Origin of the sequence: Pinibacter soli (assembly GCF_029961145.1) — a bacterium.
Lineage (GTDB): Bacteria > Bacteroidota > Bacteroidia > Chitinophagales > Chitinophagaceae > Pinibacter > Pinibacter soli.
On the sequence record NZ_JASBRG010000002.1, the window covers coordinates 100,139 to 117,518 of the forward strand.

Below are 17,380 nucleotides of genomic sequence, written 5' to 3' on the forward strand. Positions count from 1 at the left end.
TTCGCCCGAATAAGAAATAACCCTTAGAAAATCATTGAGTTTTGCGAAAATTCTTTCAAACTATAATCCTAAATTTTAAGAGTGGCAAAAGAATTGCAAACTGATTATTCTTATTTTGCGTAATCATCTATTTTATAGTTAACAGGTTTATATTATGCTACAAACTGCGGAAGATATAAGACAGCTAAACGAAAAAATACAATACCAGGGAATTTTTATCGATCGCCTTCGTGACGAAGTGGGTAGAGTGATAGTAGGACAGCAATATATGCTCGACAGGTTATTGATAGGTTTGCTTAGTAACGGCCACGTATTGCTGGAAGGCGTGCCAGGTCTGGCAAAAACCCTTACCATCAAGTCGCTCGCACAGGCCATTCAGGCAAAGTTCAGCCGTATACAGTTTACGCCCGATCTTTTGCCTGCGGACGTGATCGGAACAATGATTTATAACCAGCAGCGAAATGACTTTATCGTAAGAAAAGGCCCCATTTTCGCCAACTTCATACTTGCAGATGAAATTAACCGTGCCCCGGCAAAAGTGCAAAGTGCCCTGCTGGAGGCAATGCAGGAGCGTCAGGTAACCATTGGAGACAATACGCACAAACTGGAGGAACCTTTTCTTGTACTGGCTACGCAAAACCCACTGGAGCAAGAAGGTACTTACCCGCTTCCGGAAGCGCAGGTAGATCGCTTTATAATGAAGGTTATTGTTGGCTATCCCACAAAAGATGAAGAGCAACTGATCATTCGTCAAAATGTGCAGGGATTGAACTTTGAGAAAGTGCAGCCCGTAGTAACCATCAACGAAATCCTTCAGGCGCGTGACCTTACCCGTCAGGTATATATGGACGAAAAAGTAGAGCATTACATTTTAGATATTGTTTTTGCAACGCGTTATCCAGAGAGATACAATTTGAGCAAATTAAAATCGCTTATTAGTTATGGTGGTTCGCCAAGGGCCAGCATAAACCTTGCTTTGGCTGCAAAAGCAAATGCATTCCTTAATAAACGCGGTTATGTAATTCCGGAAGACGTTCGTGCCATTGCAAAAGACGTTTTGCGTCATCGTATCGGTCTTACCTACGAAGCGGAAGCAGAAGAGATCAACGTAGAACTTTTGATTGATGATATTTTGAAAGCGATTCAGGTGCCTTAGTAAGGAATTAGGAACTAAGAATTCTTTAGGTACATCAGGCGTTAAGCGTTAGGCATTCAGCGTTAAACTTTAGTCATGCTTACAACAGCGGAAATATTAAAAAAAGTAAAAGAGCTTGAAATAAAAAGCAAGAAGCTCACCCAGCATTTATTCACGGGTGAGTATCACTCTGCTTTTAAGGGCCGCGGTATGAGCTTTCGTGAAGTGCGTGAGTATGCAGCGGGTGATGACATCCGTTTTATCGATTGGAATGTGAGTGCCCGGTTCAATCACCCTTTCAGTAAACTTTTTGAAGAAGAACGTGAGCTTTCTGTTTTACTGCTTGTCGACGACAGCGCCAGTTCTGCGTTCGGAACCGTTCATGGACGTAAAAAAGATATGGTAACGGAAATCGGCGCTGTGCTTGCCTTTTCTGCCATTAATAATAACGATAAAGTAGGCGTTGTTTTCTTTAGCGATATCATTGAAAAATACATTCCACCTAAAAAAGGAAAACAACACGCATTATATATCGTGCGCCATTTGCTGAGTTTTGCGGCAAAAAGAAAACGCACAAGCCTTGCTACCGCCCTGCGTTATCTCAACAGCAGTACAAGGCAAAGAAGCATTGTATTTATTTTAAGCGATTTTATAGATACCGGTTTTGAAGATGCATTAAAAGTAGCGGGTAAGAAACATGACGTGATCGGTATTAAGATATATGATAAAATGGATATGCAGCTGCCGCCGATTGGCCTGATGCAAGTGCAGGACTCTGAAACCGGTGCTACCAAATGGATCGACTCATCAGATTACTTAACGCGTCAGCAGTACGAGCAGGCTTTTTTTGAACACACGGAAGTTTGCAAAAATATTTTCACTAAAGCCGGCAGCGACTTGCTGCATATTCGTACAGACGAGGATTACGTGAAAGTGTTGCAGAAATTTTTTATCGGAAGAAGTTAATTAATTGAAAGTGGAAAACTGAAAATGATTTTTGGGGTAATGGCTTTTGCTTGAACAAACACATGTATTCTCTGCTTTTTAATTTTGACTTTTTACTTTTGACTTAAGATAGTATAGAATTAAACATTATAGTTTTAATCGTAAATAACTAAATGACAAACGGATTGATGACTAAAAAGGCGAATTATATTGTTTCACTGATAATAATGACCTTATCTTTTCAATTTGCGACTGCGCAATCCGTTTCAGTAAAGGCGAGTATAGACAGCTCTTACATTCTAATCGGTCAGCCAATACAATTAGTGCTGGAAGCCAATGTTCCGTTGGGTGTTAACGTAGATTGGTTTCCGTTAGACAGCCTTCCGCATTTTGAATTTATCGACAAAGGGAAAATTGATACCATTACAAATCAGGATGGAAAAGCGTTTCGTCAACTGATTACGATTACAAGCTTTGACTCTGGTAGATGGAGCATTCCGCCATTGCCTTTAAAAGTTGAGAACAGAGAAATATTGACCGATTCCATTTCAGTAAATGTTGACTATTCAGCCTTTGATCCTAAGCAGGACTATCACGATATCAAAGACATTATCGTAGTTGACAATGCCTATTTAAAATACATTAACTGGTTTATTGCGGGCATCGCGTTGATCGCATTGGTGCTTTCCATTTATTTCTTGCGCAAAAAAGTAAAGAAGTTCAAGCCTTCACCAAATACATTCTCCGATTCGAAGCTTTCACCATTGCAGGAAGCTCTGGAAGCCTTGCAGCGACTGCAAAAACAGCCATTGCAAAGCGGTGTCGATGTCAAGAATTATTATACTGTACTTAATGATATTGTTCGCCAATTCTGGTGGAGAAAAACGAACTGGGCAGCACGCAAGAAAACAAATGATGAGCTTGTGCAACAATTGTCAGGCACAGATTTACCGCAAAATGAAAAGCTGAACTTCGCACAACAGTTGCGCATGACAGATGCGGTGAAATTTGCCAAATACATTCCTTCATTTGAGGAAAACAATGTGGCGTTTGAAACAACTAAAAAAAGCCTTCAATCGCTTGATGGCATTTTAAAAAATAATTAAACAGCAGGTTTTGGTTTTAAACTATTTCGAAAATATCGTTTTTGCATATCCGTTTGTGTTGCCGGCGCTTCTCATGGTACCATTTCTTGTTTTTTGGTACATAAAAAGAAACGCAGCAATTCAAAGCAGCATGCCGGTTTCCTCCTTGCGACAGTTAAAAGGAGCTCAAAGCTGGAAAACAACTTTGCGCCATGTTCCTTTTGCCTTGCGCTGTTTGGCCCTTAGCTGTTTAATCCTTGCTTTGGCAAGGCCTCAAACACACAATGACGAGTCCCGCGTAACAGGCGACGGTGTTGATATTGTTCTGGCCATCGATGTGAGTGGAAGTATGCTTGCGCAAGATTTTACACCAAACAGATTGGAAGCGGCTAAGACAGTGGCTGCAGACTTTATCGACAGCAGACAGACGGATCGGATCGGGATCGTGATTTTTTCAGGTGAAAGCTTTACGGTATGCCCACTCACTACAGATGCAGGCGTATTGAAATCGCAACTGTACAATATCAGCAGCGGCATATTGGAAGATGGAACCGCGATTGGCTCGGGACTTGCCACGAGTGTAGACAGATTAAGAGCAGCGACTTCCAAAAGTAAAGTCGTGATATTGCTTACCGACGGCGAAAACAATGGCGGTCAAATTCCACCTCTTACTGCAAAAGAAATTGCGAAGTCCTTAGGTGTACGTGTATATACAATTGGCGTGGGCACGGAAGGTTATGCACCTGTACCAATGCAAACAATGTCTGGCGAGGTAGTTACACAAAAAGAGAAAGTAAACATCGATGAAAAATTGCTGCAACAAATAGCAACTGAAACCGGGGGACAATATTTCAGAGCAAAAGACAATGAGAGTCTGAAAAATATTTATGGCGAAATTGATAAACTGGAAAAATCAAAAATAGAAGTAACAGCCATCCATCGCTACACCGAAAAGTTCTACCCGCTGGCAATCGCAGCAGCAGTTTTTTTGCTACTTGAGCTGATCTTACGATATACAATTCTGAGAAAGTTTCCTTAGGCAAATATTGAATAACTGAATAACTGAACCTCTATTAGCTGACTCCAATAATTAATAGAGCCGCATTCAACAACGAATGCGGCTCTATTAATTACTCTTTATTAATTATTAATTGCTGTTCTAGTCGTACTTCCTACCACCTCTCATCATGATCGTGCTTAAGGATACGTTCAGGCAGAATTGAATGTAATTCTCTTTTACCAAAGGATAAACACCTTGTCCTCTTGTACCGATCTTAATACCAGCGCTATAACCGTAGTAGTTATAACCGGCACCTGCAGGTACCGAAAATCCAAGTGTAATAGAATTAGATTGTATTTTTTGACCTTGAATAATTAAATATGAAAGTTCATTAATGTAGCCTGCATATAATGACAATCCGGGTCTGTCACCCCATTTAGTGTGGCGCGTAAGGGACCAGCTACCACCCAGTGCCAGGCTCTGTGCGTTTGTTGATTCAAATCCGTTTCCACTGTATCCCGTAGCTTTCCAGTTATGTTGAATGTAATCGGCCCCTAGTTTCAGCTTAGTGTTCTGAACTGATATACCGCCGCCATAAATAGAAGGGAACTTAAAGCGACCGTCAATAGTCTTATCTGCTACGATCGTAACATCGTTAGGTCCGGTCACATATTGATCAGCCAACGTTTTAAGATTTATTTCCGGTTGATAGAATGCACCAAGCGTCCACAGCAATTTTTTAGTGTTGAACTGGTATTGAAGACCACCGTTCACTGTAAAGTTGTTATAGTACGTATTATTTACAAAATTGAATATAGCAGAAGTCGTCGCTGCAGTTTGTTTCTGATTTACAGATCCAAACAAATAGCCTGCTGTTATACCCAAAGAAAGATGCTTCTTGATCAAAACGCTGTTACCAAAATAGAATTGGTTCAGGCCCCCTGTTCCTTCGATGTTTATAGGTATCGTTGCCGTTGACCCTTCAATTGTTTTTGAACCAACTGTCAGATAATTCACATCTGTGTAGCGTCTTAAACCAATAACCGTTCCCACATTATTGACGAGATTCAAACCAAGAGCGGCTCTTCTAAAAGTAAAGTCACCGGCAGTATGGCGCTCCCTCTCATTGATATATTGAACAGAACTTCCGCCAAAAGACACGTCAAACATCAAACGGCCGGCCTGAATAGAACTGTAAGAAGCAGGGTTAACGTCATTAATTGTTTTGTCAGATTTCATTGCTACCCCAAGCTGGCCCATGCCATAGTAAGCGTTGTTATCTCTTATATAGTAATCTCCCAGCCCATATGCAGAATAGATGGAGTTAATCCCCTTTTGAGCTTCACTCACATGCACAGTCGTAAGCATTATAACAGAGGCAGATATTAATTTAATAGTTCTCCTTTTCATGTAACTTTTTATAATGATTGACAAACTGTTTATTTCTGGTTATAAATTAGCAATTGCAAAATAAGGGGAGATTTTTGTCTATTTTGATTTAGTGTTCCGTCAGCTCCTATCATTCTGTTAAAAGAAAGATCTCCCGGCGTATTACCTGCCCACGGCAAAAGTTTTCGGGTCGTCAGCTGAGTGGCAAGCTGCTCCGACACAACATAATTTGTCACATCGTAAGTATATCTCGTATTTGTCTGATTTTCCCTGTCTATGATAAGACTTCCTGTCTGAGTTCCCGATCCGCTGCTATTGCTAAGCGGAATGGAAAACGAAAGATCAATATTTTGCAAAAACATATACAGAGCAGGGAACAACGGATATTTTACGTCATCGTAGCTGTATAACAAAGGACGCAGTTCGAGATTCGCCGCCACTACTTTTACAAAAGAACTTAGTTTCTCAATATTTTTCACTGATGGGAAGCTGATCTTCGTTCTTATTCCCATGAATGAATTGATATAAAAGTTGTGGTTAAGTTTGTCTGAAGTTACTGTTGTACCCGGCGTAAGGTTTTTCAAATATGTGCTGGTCGAGGTGTTCCCGTAAATGCTGTTAAATTGATAGGGCGAAGGAGAAACAGTGAAATCAACAGATTTTGCCACTTTTTGACCATTATCATCGTGATAGTAAAAGCGCATTACGGCAGTTGTAGATCCAAAACCGTACAAAACATTGGTCGTCGCACTATCCGAAGATAACTTGATGCCTTTAAACCAAGCCTGGAAGTAATCGTTATTGGTAATTTCCGGAGCATTTGTTTTATAAAAATTAAAAAGCTGTTGCCCCAGCGCATCACTAAGTTTAATCCGTATAGAATCGGAAGTATTGGGTCTTAAAGTTTGCGTTACGCTTCCAAGAGAGCCCGACTCTGTAGCAAATTTATCCTTGTTGTAAAAAACAAGTGCTTCGTTGGTGCTCACCAATGATTTGGTAATATCTTCCGAAACTCTTTGAACGTTAATGTTTATTAATCCTGTAGTATCTCCGTAATGACCGCGGTTTGGTTTGAGGATTAAAAACAGGGAATCGTAGCCCTGTGTAATTGTTCCTATAGTTCCCGCCGCGACACTTGGCATGTTGAGTCTGAAATAAGAAGCACTGCTTATTGTTCCAAAAGCAGTATCTTTATTATAACCAATAATTAACTGATTTGAGCCGGAAGTTTCAAAAGAATCAACCCTCTCAATTTCATATTGTGCGGTGAATGTATCGATTTGGGCCAGGTACGGATTGTCGAATGGGGAAACAGTTTGTATATACTGCGGCTCTTTAGTACACCCAAAAGCAACAAAAATAACTGCCAAAATAACCATGCAGCTAAATCCTTTAACGCGATAAGCCATTCTTTTTTCGCCAAACTTAGTCCACGCATACATTGTAAGTTGGCAGATGCTACAAAAGGGAGGTTTTAATAGACAAAGACGGCATTTATCCAAATAAGGAGCAAAAATTTGTCTTAAAAATCATCTTAAAGCTTTGTTAACGCGTATTGTAAAATGCCCGTGCTGTAGCTACATAACTCATATTCATATACGGAAACAAATATTTCGTCGCAATGAACCTGCGGCAGCGCCTAAAGTGGTTAGAATTGCAAAAAAAATTCATGTTGAAAAGTTTTTCTTTTTTAGGGTTGGCAATTGTGTGTGCTTCGACGTTTGTCTCCTGTACAAAATCCTCGACCTCTACAGATAAAGTTGGTAACTGGATAAGAAGGGGCGACTTTTCTGGCGTTCCAAGAAGTGGAGCTGTTTGCGCGGTAACTAATGATAGTGCTTACGTGGGTCTTGGCTTTGATGGTATTAACCGTTTAAGCGATTTTTACGTATTTGATATTGGCAAAGGTATCTGGTTCCAAAGAGCGTCTATGCCAGGACCAGCAAGAAACCTGGGTATTTCATTCAGTATTAATGGAAAAGTTTACGCGGGCTTCGGATATGACGGGGGTACTACTTACTACAACGATTTTTACATGTTTGATCCAGCTACGAATAAATGGACCACATTAAAAAATTTCCCTAGCACCGGTCGTTATGCAGCATTGGGCTTCAGCATAAATGGCAAAGGCTACATTTGCTCAGGTAACAATGGTAATGCATTACAGGAACTTTGGGAATACAATCCGGCAAATGATTCCTGGACTCAAAAATCTGGTATCCCTGGTTACAAACGTATGGGAGCAGTTTCATTCGTGATCAACAACATTGGCTATGTAGTAACCGGCAGCAATAACGGCGTTTACAACAATGACATGTGGGCTTACGATCCAACAACTGACACATGGACGGAAAAGAAAAAAATCACAAACGTAAGCGATCAGAGCTACGACGACACTTATACTACAATCACAAGAGCTTATGCATCTGTTTTTGTACTTAATGGAAAAGCTGAGCTTGCTACAGGTAGTAATGGTGGTTACAATTCTAAAACATGGGAATACGATCCGGGAGCTGATCAGTGGACTGAAAAAACTCCTTTCGAAGGAACGGCTCGTGAACAAGCGGTTGGTTTCACTTTGAAAAACAGAGGTTTCATTGCAACAGGTAAAAACTCTACTATCCAATTGGATGACGTAAGAGAATTCAAACCAAACGATACAGACGACACTACAGACGATTAATCGCTGTAAACTTTATAAACCAAGAAGGGGTGGCTTTCATAAGTCACCCCTTCTTGGTTTATAAAGTTGTGAGTATCGAGTTATGAATGCATTATTATCGTAAACCTGAACAGGCTTTCAAAAGTTTACGGACCATCATAAAAGCCAAGCTCACTCAAAACTCAGAACTTATTACTCAAAACTTCTTATTTTACACAACTGATAAAATTCTACTCACGATGCTTCCTGTTAATCTCAAGGACTTTGATAAAAAAGTCACGGAAAATAAAAGCAAGCTGCGCCGCTTTCTCACGAAGGTTGAGAAAAACCCACCAAGGCATTTGGATAAAATTGCTGATCAGATCAACACTGAGGTTTGGCAGGAAGTAGACTGCCTGTCTTGCGCAAACTGCTGTAAAAAAATGTCACCCACTTTTACCAGCAAAGACCTGAAGCGCATTTCAGCGCACCTTAACATGACTGAGGAAGAGTTTCGCGATAAGTGGTTGGAATATGACAAGAAAGACAAGGATTGGATGAACAAAACGCAGCCCTGCCAGTTCCTCGACCTTAAAACAAACATGTGTTCAATTTATGAGGTTCGCCCGGCAGACTGTTCTGGCTTTCCGCATCTAAATAAAAAGAAAATGGTGGACTACATACATGTTCACAAACAGAATATTCAATACTGCCCGGCAACTTATAAAATGGTGGAAAAGCTTTCAGAACGTGCAGCTGCGGGTGCAAAAGCGAGTCGCGAGAGGAAAGAACGTGAGGCGTGAATAGTGAATCGTCAGTCGTGAATCGTGTCCTAATTTCACTTCTTTGTGTACATAAAAAAGGCTTCGAATTGTTCGAAGCCTTTTAAAATATTTTACAATATCGCAGAAACGATATTCACGATTCATCATTGACCATTCACCTCATTATTCTGCCTCAGCAACCACTTCTTTAACTTCAGGAATCATTCTCTTCATCATTCCTTCGATACCTGCTTTCAGAGTGATCATGCTGGAAGGGCAACCACTGCAGCTTCCCTGCAACATAAGGTTTACAACACCTTCGTTATAGCTTCTGAACTGAATCGCGCCGCCGTCCATTTCCACAGCTGGTTTTACGTAGTTCTCCAACAATTCTTTAATGCGTTTTACAACATCGTCATCATCAGCAGAAACAACATTGCTTGACTCTGGTTTTACAGTAACCAATTCTTCTTCGTTAACAACCGGTTTATTTTCTTCCAGGTATTCTTTCAAAAACTGGCGAATAGAAGGAATTACATCATCCCAATCAGTTTCGGATGTTTTTGTAAGCGTAACAAAGTTACTTGCTATAAAAACGGCTTTAATAAAAGGAAAGCCGAAAAGTTCTGTTGCGAGAGGAGAAGGTTTAGCACTTTCCACATCAGGGAAATCTACACTTCTGCCGGGATATAAAAGCTTGTTAGCAACAAACTTCATAGTTTCCGGATTAGGTGTCATCTCTGTATAAATGCTAATAACGGGATTTCCTGTTTTTATCATAACTCACAGTATTTAGTTGACAAAAATACGAAAAGCTTTGGGTCAAACATTTCGATAACCAAAAATTATAAAGTTTTACTCAATGATTACAATCCGTTGCGTGACAATGGTTGGCTTTCTGGCAATTTCTATAATTCAGCCAATGCGCGGTAACAATCAAAATAACGGCTGGAACAAGGAGCAAGATATGCCATGTGCTAAATATTTGTTTTGCAAAAAGAAAGCAAACTCCGGTCACAAAAAGCACGATGGGTAATAAACTATGATGGTGTTTCTTATATCCGTGATATAAGGCGTAAATGCCTACAACCATAGCCAGAAAGATCATAAAAAACTCAAACTTCACGTTTTCAACGATATTAATACCGAAAATGGGCAAACTGGCTACCAACAATGGCAAAATTGCGCAGTGAATTGCGCAGGCTACGGAAGTAAATATTCCCATTGCATCCCAATTTGGTTTCAAATTCATCAAGTAGACAGCAAAGGTATACAAAACTTGCAACTCTGTTGCAAGTTCTTATTAAGTATTTTACTTTTTAACAAATAACACTACCACATAGCTTAATTTTGCATTCTCAAAAGGTACTTATGAAGAAAAAGATCCTGATCTATTCGCTTTTTTTCATTTTGTTGTTCGTAGGTTTTGTTTTCGCCCTTACCCGCTTCATACCTGGTTTTGGCGAGGTTAAACTGCCGGTTCTAAGTTATGTGCAGCCTTTTTCTTTTACAAATCAGGATGGCAAAGTGATTACACAGCAAAACGTGATGGGTAAAGTTTATGTGGCAGAATATTTTTTCACGACCTGTAAGAGCATTTGTCCTAAAATGAACACCAACATGAAGGACGTCTACAATACATTGAAGAATGAGCCTGATTTTCTCATTTTATCCCATACCGTCGACCCTGAGACCGATACCGTTGGCAGAATGAAAGTCTACGCAGATTCTTTGGGAGCCAACCCTTCAAAATGGCTTTTTCTCACTGGCGCCAAAGACAGTTTATATTATGCAGCCCGTGTCAGCTATTTGCTGGACGACCCAAAAAATAACAATCAAAATATTGCAGATCAGTTTATTCATACGCAGTTTTTTGCTCTGGTGGATAAATCTGGACGCGTTAGAAAAATTTATGATGGCTTGAAAAAGAATGAACTGTCGGAGATGGAACAAGATGTAAAAAATCTTTTGAAAGAAAGCGATGGTGGCCGTTTTGCAAATGGTTTGTTTAACAATAACCCCGGTTAAAATTTCGTAAATTTGCTGGCATGGAAGAGCAAATTCAAAAAATATTAAAGCATAACCAGCTGAGTGTTACAGGCGGAAGAACTAAAATTCTTGAGCTTTTTCTTGCTCAGGATGATGCGCTTGCTCATGCTGATATAGAAAGAAAAACCGGCGAAAAATTTGACCGGGTAACGGTATACCGTACGTTGCAAACATTCCTTGAAAAAGGTATCATTCACAGCATCCCTACTGCCGACAACTCGGTAAAATACGCATTGTGTAAAGACAACTGTTCAGAAGGTCATCACCATGATCACCACGTGCATTTCATGTGCAGCGTGTGTGGCAAAACGCTGTGTATAGACGAAGTCTCCGTGCCGGTTGTTAATCTGCCCGCAGGATACAAAGTGGAGCAAATTCAAATGATCGTGACGGGTGTATGCAAGGATTGCGCTTAATTAATGGAGAATGGAAAGTTGAAAATGATTTTCAACTTTATAAAATCTTTCTTTAGCCAAGTCCCTTCATTTTCAACTTTCAATTTTCCATTTTCAATTAATTACGGCGCTAATCTTTTTATCACCCAAAAGTTCGCGCCATCGATCTGGTATTGAATGCGGTCGTGTAGGCGACTTGATCTTCCCTGCCAGAATTCAATGCTCACGGGCATTACGCGGAAACCTCCCCAATGTGAAGGACGAGCAATTTCATGGCCCTCAAACTTTTTCTCCATCTGCATTTCGCGGGCCTCAAGCCACTCACGATTTTCGATAATGGAACTTTGAGGTGATGTCCATGCACCAATGCGGCTGCCTCTCGGGCGGCTGTTAAAATATTCGTCGCTTTCCTCAGCACTTACTTTTTCAACTGTGCCGGAAATAATTACTTGTCGTTGAAGTTCTTTCCAGAAAAACACCAGCGTGGCTTTTGGATTCTCCAGCAATTGTTGCCCCTTATGGCTCTCGTAGTTCGTAAAAAACACGAACCCTTTATGATCATAACCTTTCAGTAAAACAGTTCTTGCCGCGGGTGTACCATCCGCAGAGGAGGTTGCCAATGTCATTGCATTTACTTCATCCAGATTGCTCTTTATCGCTTCGTTCCACCACTTTTCAAACTGATCGAACGGGTTACCCATTACATCCTTCTCTGATAATGATTGCAATTGATAGTCTTTTCTGATATCCGCAATTGATGGTTGCATATTCGTCTATTTACTTTTATCCAGGTAATACTCATGAGCGATCTGATCCAATGCCGCATAAAAATCTTCGCCGTATTTTCTGATGAGTGCTTCTTTCAAAAATGCATATACCGGCACTTTTAGCTTTTGCCCTAATACACAGGCTGGACTGCACATGCCTTCTCTTGGCTCGTAATTCAATAGTTCTGCAGTCTTTGTTTTGGTAACTTTTATGGGATATAGATGGCAGCTGATAGGTTTTTTCCACGCAATTTTACCGTCATAATAAGCTTGCTCAAAAGCGCATTTGATCACGCCCTCTTTATCTCTGAATCCGTAGGCACACATTTTACCGCCGATCGTTGGTGTGACCCAACCAAACTCGTCGATATATTCGTATTTGCCTATTTTTCTAATTGCTTCAAGGCCTTCCTCTGTGAGATAAGGTTTCACAATTTCAAATACCTCGTCCACAATTTTCTTCTCCTCTTTTGTAAGCGGAGCACCTGCGTCACCATCTTCACAACAACCACCCTTGCATTTTGTAAGATCACATACAAACTGCTCTTCTACCACCTGGTCGCTCAACATTACATTGTCAATTGCTATCACTTGTCAATTTTTCGCAAAGGTACAAAGCACAATTTGAAAATGTGCTGATTTTAAAATTTGAAAATTGACGAGTGCGGTCTTTGTATATGATTTATAACACTTTCAAAGTCAGATGTGAGCCAAGCTCTTGCGATCCCATTTTCAAATCTTCAAATTTTCAAATTATCAAATTATACTCTTATCTCCACTTCAGCGTGTTAATCAGATGCCTTACATCTTCTTGTAAAAATTGATTTACAGTTGCGAGAGAATCTTCGTTTGGTGGCGCATCAAAATACAAGGCGCCGCGGAGGAAATGTTTAACGGAATCCGAAACGAGGAACTGGCTGGCCGTTGCAGCATTACCTCCTATCTTGAACCAGATGCCATTCACACCGTTGGGTGTTACAAACACGCTGTCATCAATTGAGGTAGCTTTCAGGCTGTGTTTAAATGTGAGCTTATACGAACCTTCCATAAGATCTACGAACTTGTTTAGTCCAATAGAGTCAACGTATTTGCCATCTTTGGTTCTTACTTTATACCGCGCCTTACCACCTATTTCGTTGTAGCTGATGTAAACCTTAGCATTGAATTGGGGCACATCAACATTTATCCAGTAAGGGTTTTCGGGCTGCTCCTCAAAATAAGTACTGTCCTGAACGACGTTCGCATATACGGGATATTCAAATGTATAAGGATAACCGGGGCGATCAAACTTTTGGTAAGCATGTTTAGGAAAATCTATCTTAAAATATCCTTTCTTTTTGGGCGTGTATACGCTGTTGCAGGAAACTATTAATAACAGAGACAACGCAATACCGATGAAAAAGAATGTATGCTTAAATTTAATCGTAGTCATAAATAATTTGAGAAAGAGAAATTATACAAACATGCAAGGTTACTGTACAATGGTAACTTTTACTTTGAGAATTCGATTCTTGTCAGCTTCCAAAATAGTGAAATGAAAATCCCCTGCTTTGATCACTTCATTTTGCGGAGGAATATATCCCGCGAGTTCAAGAATCAAACCACCAAGTGAATCACTGTCACCACGAACAGAATCAAATGTTTGAACAGGAAGATGCATAGCTTTGCAAACGTCATTGATCATTGTTTTTCCTTCGAACATATAGTTAAAGTCATCTATTTTACCATTGCCCGATTCTTCGTCATCAAACTCATCTTTAATATCTCCAATTATTTCTTCCATAATATCCTCAAGTGTTACAATGCCACTGGTTCCACCAAACTCATCCACCACTACAGCGAAGTGAACATGCTTTGCCTGGAACTCTGTCAAAAGATCTTCGATCAATTTATGCTGATGTACAAAATAAGGCGGACGTATCAATGGGTGCCAGTCATAGGCATCGCTTTCATCCAAATGCGGAACAAGATCCTTCGTTTGAATCATTCCCACAACATCATCAAGGCTTCCTCTATAAACAGGCAGACGCGAGTAGTGCTGCTCTTCAACGCGTTTTATAAGTTCTTTAAAAGAGAGGCTATTATCAACACCGGTTACATCAAGCCTGGTTCGCATAATTTGCTTTACAGTTATGTTTCCAAACTTGGCAATTCCTTTTAAAATATTTTTTTCTTCTTCAGTAGAGCTGCTGTCGTTTTCCAGTTCATCCAGATCGTAAGAGCGACTTTTTCTTCCGATTGAATTTTCCACGCCATCTGCGAAACCCGCCATTGCCATCCCGGTTCTTCTAAATAGCAAATAAACAATTTCAACTAAAAAAGAGGCATCCCTTGCAAAGCGTAAATTGTTTTGACTCGCATATACTTTGGGTAAAATTTCGCCAAACAAAACAAGAAAAAATGTGACGATCAGTATCTTTACAAGAAAGTCAACAAACCACCAACTATTGTTTACAGTTAAAAGCTGATTGATCAAAAAGTTTGAAAGAATAATGATCGCAACGTTTACTGTAAGATTGGCAATACGTAATGAAGCATGAAGAACCTTGGGTTCACGAAGCAACGTGACAATTCTTTTCCAACCCTCTCCCTGCTTGGTTTTCAGCACATTGACGTCTTTATCTGTTAAAGAAAAAAATGCAACTAAAGAGCCCGCAAGAAAGTAAGAAATGACAAGCAGAAAAATAATGATCGCAACGAGAAATGTAATGCCCTGCACATTCACGGTTGTTTGCAGCAAAAGCGGCGACAAGATTGTTTCTATTGAATTATAACCCGAATGAAAATCCAAAATATCTGGTTTTGGTGAATGTTTAGTTTAATACAAAGGCAGATTTTGAGGCCCGTCCGACCGGGTCTTCCGGGCGTACCTGCCAACTGCCTTTACATACAATGGCACAAATTTGCAATAAATATGTGTAAATTAAAAAGGTAAATCTCCTGTAGGCTCCGGTGGAATGTCCGCAGGATTTAAGCCTTCCAATCCCTCCGTAGGATAAGACTGCAATCCCGGAGTTCCGTCCGTTCTTTTGTCCAGCATAATCAGGTTATCACCGACTACTTCTGTGGCAAATTTTTTATTCCCCTCTTTGTCTTCCCAACTTCTTGTGCGTAAACGCCCTTCTATATAAACCAGGCTGCCTTTATGCAGGTATTTTTGAGCAAGCTCGGCAAGTCCTCGCCATAAAACTACAGTGTGCCACTCTGTTTGAGATATCAGTTTACCGGCCCTATCCTTGTAGGTTTCGGTGGTGGCTAAAGAAAATTTTGCTACTGCTATATTGCCTTCCAGATGCTGAACATCTGGGTCTTTTCCTAAATTACCAATTAACATCACCCGGTTTACTCCTCTCATGATAATGAATTTGAGTTTACAAATTTTCCTGTGCTGACGAAATCTCTCTAAAATTAATTTTTTTAAACCAAAATCAAATAGATTTTTTTGCATTTTTAAATGCGTAAAAGCAACAAGATTAAGGGATAAAATAAATTCTGGATGGAATTTGAAAATTTGAAAATTTGGGAATTTGAAAATTCTTTCAGCGCCATTTTCATTTTTCAAACTAACTCTCCAAATATCTGGAGAAAGACACATCTAAAACATTTTCAAATTTCAAATCCTCAAATTTTCAAATTCATCTATCCATGATTGTTAGATTAAAATAATGTAACCTCCTGCTGCATGAGGGTATTGATAAATTTGGGGAAAGCCAGTTTCTTAATATCTTTTTCCGTTAAAAGCTCATAGCCCGGAATATCGATGGATGTTTGAACTGTAATTTTAATAAGCTGGCCAATAATCAATTGATGGGTTAGCTGCTGTTTGACAATGGTAGAAATTCCCTGGAGTTGGAAAGGCGTATCTATAAAAGATTTTATAGCCTCCTTTATATTCTTTTTCGTCCAGTCAATTGGTTCATCGTGTTCGTGCAACACAAACTCGTACAGGTTTTGCCAAATATCTTTTGCCTCTCTTTTCTTTACAAATGTTTTTCCATCAACGCTTATTACAAAGTAATACATGTAGCGTGTCTTCTTTTTCAACACCTTTTCTTTTACAGGCAAATCATTTACCCACGCGTGCTGAAACGCCCTGCAATCGCTCTTTTGCGGACATATGCTGCATAAAGGGTTTTGTGGCTTGCAAACAACTGCGCCAAAATCCATTATAGCCTGGTTATAAATTCCGGGGCTCTCTTTGTCCAGAAGGCTGTCGGCTAACTGATTGTATAATTTTTTTCCATGTGTGGAATCGACAGGTGTAGACATACCGAAATAACGAGAAAGCACGCGTAACACGTTCCCGTCCACCACAGCATGGGGCAAATTGAAGGCGAATGAAGCTATTGCTGCCGCTGTATAAGGGCCGATTCCTTTTAGCGCAAGGATGTGTTCGTATGTGCTGGGAAACCTGCCTTTATAATCCCCATCGATGATTTTTGCAGTAGCGATAAGATTTTTGCAGCGGCTATAATAGCCCAACCCCTCCCAAAGCTTAAAAACCTTTTCCTCCGGAGCTTTCGCCAGCTTTTTAACTGTGGGAAAAGTTTCGACAAACTTATTATAATACGCAAGCCCTTGTTCTACACGTGTTTGCTGCAAAATAATCTCGCTGAGCCAGATTTTGTACGGATCTTTTTCCCCTTTCCAGGGCATGGAACGATTGTTTTCTGCGCTGTTCCATTCCATTAATTTTCGGGTAAAATCAAAATTCATTGTATAAAGTAAAAATCAACTATTTATATGTAAAAGAAAAAATGTACTATTTTTAAGAAATATTCAAAATCAATAACTTGCATGAATAAAAAGATTCTCTTATTTTTCAGATGAAAACAATTGGATCTTATTTTATTACCGGATACAAAAATATTTAAGTAATGAGAAAAGCCGACCTAATCAATCAAATTTCAGAAAAGACGGGTATCCCCAAAGTAGATGTATTGGTTACGCTGGAGGCCATGTTCAAGGAAGTAAAGGACACGCTCTCGGAAGGCGAAAATATCTATATCAGGGGCTTTGGGAGTTTTATTACCAAGAAACGTGCTGCGAAAATTGGCCGTAACATTAAGAAAAATGTAGCGGTTGAAATTCCTGAGCATTACATCCCAGCTTTTAAACCTGCAAAAGAATTTGTGCAGGAAGTAAAAAAACTAAAAACAGTTAAAGAAGAACAACCAGGTGCCGATGAAGAGATGTAATGACGTAAATTT

19 protein-coding genes are annotated in these 17,380 nt (G+C 39.8%); 9 read left to right on the plus strand and 10 right to left on the minus strand.

Annotated features, from left to right (window positions below):
* Positions 1–154: 154 nt before the first annotated feature.
* From QJ048_RS03860 to QJ048_RS03875, 4 genes are all read left to right on the plus strand, one after another.
* Positions 155–1,156: an AAA family ATPase gene (locus QJ048_RS03860; RefSeq protein ID WP_282333010.1), complete on the plus strand. Its 1,002-nt coding sequence runs from the start codon at positions 155–157 to the stop codon at positions 1,154–1,156.
* Positions 1,157–1,231: 75 nt separating this feature from the next.
* Positions 1,232–2,101: a DUF58 domain-containing protein gene (locus QJ048_RS03865; protein WP_282333011.1), complete on the plus strand. Its 870-nt coding sequence runs from the start codon at positions 1,232–1,234 to the stop codon at positions 2,099–2,101.
* Positions 2,102–2,307: 206 nt separating this feature from the next.
* Positions 2,308–3,186: a hypothetical protein gene (locus QJ048_RS03870; RefSeq protein ID WP_282333012.1), complete on the plus strand. Its 879-nt coding sequence runs from the start codon at positions 2,308–2,310 to the stop codon at positions 3,184–3,186.
* A 10-nt stretch (positions 3,187–3,196) separates the two neighbouring features.
* Positions 3,197–4,204 (plus strand): vWA domain-containing protein, encoded by a 1,008-nt coding sequence (locus QJ048_RS03875; RefSeq protein WP_282333013.1) that lies wholly within the window; start codon positions 3,197–3,199, stop codon positions 4,202–4,204.
* Positions 4,205–4,324: 120 nt separating this feature from the next.
* Here QJ048_RS03875 and bamG read toward each other — a convergent pair whose 3' ends face one another.
* Together bamG and QJ048_RS03885 are read right to left on the minus strand one after the other, a co-directional pair.
* The gene (bamG, locus tag QJ048_RS03880; RefSeq protein WP_282333014.1) at positions 4,325–5,575 is read right to left on the minus strand and encodes a BamG family beta-barrel-assembly machinery protein; all 1,251 of its coding nucleotides are present in this window, start codon (positions 5,573–5,575) and stop codon (positions 4,325–4,327) included.
* 29 nt (positions 5,576–5,604) lie between these two features.
* The gene (locus QJ048_RS03885) at positions 5,605–6,963 is read right to left on the minus strand and encodes a DUF4270 family protein (protein ID WP_282333015.1); all 1,359 of its coding nucleotides are present in this window, start codon (positions 6,961–6,963) and stop codon (positions 5,605–5,607) included.
* Between the two features lie 260 nt (positions 6,964–7,223).
* Here QJ048_RS03885 and QJ048_RS03890 point away from each other — a divergent pair, with 260 nt between their 5' ends.
* Both QJ048_RS03890 and QJ048_RS03895 read left to right on the plus strand, forming a co-directional pair.
* Positions 7,224–8,237 carry a Kelch repeat-containing protein gene (locus QJ048_RS03890; protein ID WP_282333016.1) on the plus strand — a complete coding sequence of 338 codons (1,014 nt, stop codon included), beginning with the start codon at positions 7,224–7,226 and terminating at the stop codon, positions 8,235–8,237.
* Positions 8,238–8,455: 218 nt separating this feature from the next.
* Positions 8,456–8,998, plus strand: coding sequence for a YkgJ family cysteine cluster protein (locus QJ048_RS03895; protein ID WP_282333017.1), 543 nt, complete (start codon positions 8,456–8,458; stop codon positions 8,996–8,998).
* A 144-nt stretch (positions 8,999–9,142) separates the two neighbouring features.
* Here QJ048_RS03895 and QJ048_RS03900 read toward each other — a convergent pair whose 3' ends face one another.
* Together QJ048_RS03900 and QJ048_RS03905 are read right to left on the minus strand one after the other, a co-directional pair.
* Entirely contained in the window at positions 9,143–9,739 is a 597-nt protein-coding gene (locus QJ048_RS03900; protein WP_282333018.1) for a NifU family protein, read from the minus strand.
* A 79-nt stretch (positions 9,740–9,818) separates the two neighbouring features.
* The gene (locus tag QJ048_RS03905; RefSeq protein ID WP_345774532.1) at positions 9,819–10,211 is read right to left on the minus strand and encodes a MerC domain-containing protein; all 393 of its coding nucleotides are present in this window, start codon (positions 10,209–10,211) and stop codon (positions 9,819–9,821) included.
* 119 nt (positions 10,212–10,330) lie between these two features.
* On the opposite strand from QJ048_RS03905, the gene QJ048_RS03910 reads away from it, so the two are divergent.
* Positions 10,331–10,987 (plus strand): SCO family protein, encoded by a 657-nt coding sequence (locus tag QJ048_RS03910; protein ID WP_282333020.1) that lies wholly within the window; start codon positions 10,331–10,333, stop codon positions 10,985–10,987.
* Positions 10,988–11,007: 20 nt separating this feature from the next.
* On the plus strand, positions 11,008–11,424 hold the full coding sequence (locus QJ048_RS03915; protein WP_282333021.1) for a Fur family transcriptional regulator: 417 nt from the start codon (positions 11,008–11,010) through the stop codon (positions 11,422–11,424).
* Positions 11,425–11,525: 101 nt separating this feature from the next.
* On the opposite strand, the gene pdxH is transcribed toward QJ048_RS03915, so the two are convergent.
* From pdxH to mutY, 6 genes are all read right to left on the minus strand, one after another.
* Entirely contained in the window at positions 11,526–12,170 is a 645-nt protein-coding gene (gene pdxH, locus QJ048_RS03920) for a pyridoxamine 5'-phosphate oxidase (RefSeq protein ID WP_282333022.1), read from the minus strand.
* A 6-nt stretch (positions 12,171–12,176) separates the two neighbouring features.
* Complete coding sequence (locus QJ048_RS03925) at positions 12,177–12,761, minus strand: DUF3109 family protein (RefSeq protein ID WP_282333023.1); 585 nt, start codon at positions 12,759–12,761, stop codon at positions 12,177–12,179.
* 178 nt (positions 12,762–12,939) lie between these two features.
* Positions 12,940–13,602: a gliding motility lipoprotein GldD gene (gene gldD / locus QJ048_RS03930; protein WP_282333024.1), complete on the minus strand. Its 663-nt coding sequence runs from the start codon at positions 13,600–13,602 to the stop codon at positions 12,940–12,942.
* Between the two features lie 39 nt (positions 13,603–13,641).
* Positions 13,642–14,961, minus strand: coding sequence for a gliding motility-associated protein GldE (gldE, locus tag QJ048_RS03935; protein ID WP_282333025.1), 1,320 nt, complete (start codon positions 14,959–14,961; stop codon positions 13,642–13,644).
* A 132-nt stretch (positions 14,962–15,093) separates the two neighbouring features.
* Entirely contained in the window at positions 15,094–15,765 is a 672-nt protein-coding gene (locus QJ048_RS03940) for a single-stranded DNA-binding protein (protein WP_282333026.1), read from the minus strand.
* 62 nt (positions 15,766–15,827) lie between these two features.
* Entirely contained in the window at positions 15,828–16,886 is a 1,059-nt protein-coding gene (gene mutY / locus QJ048_RS03945; protein ID WP_282333027.1) for an A/G-specific adenine glycosylase, read from the minus strand.
* A 161-nt stretch (positions 16,887–17,047) separates the two neighbouring features.
* On the opposite strand from mutY, the gene QJ048_RS03950 reads away from it, so the two are divergent.
* On the plus strand, positions 17,048–17,368 hold the full coding sequence (locus QJ048_RS03950) for an HU family DNA-binding protein (protein WP_282333028.1): 321 nt from the start codon (positions 17,048–17,050) through the stop codon (positions 17,366–17,368).
* Positions 17,369–17,380: the final 12 nt, after the last annotated feature.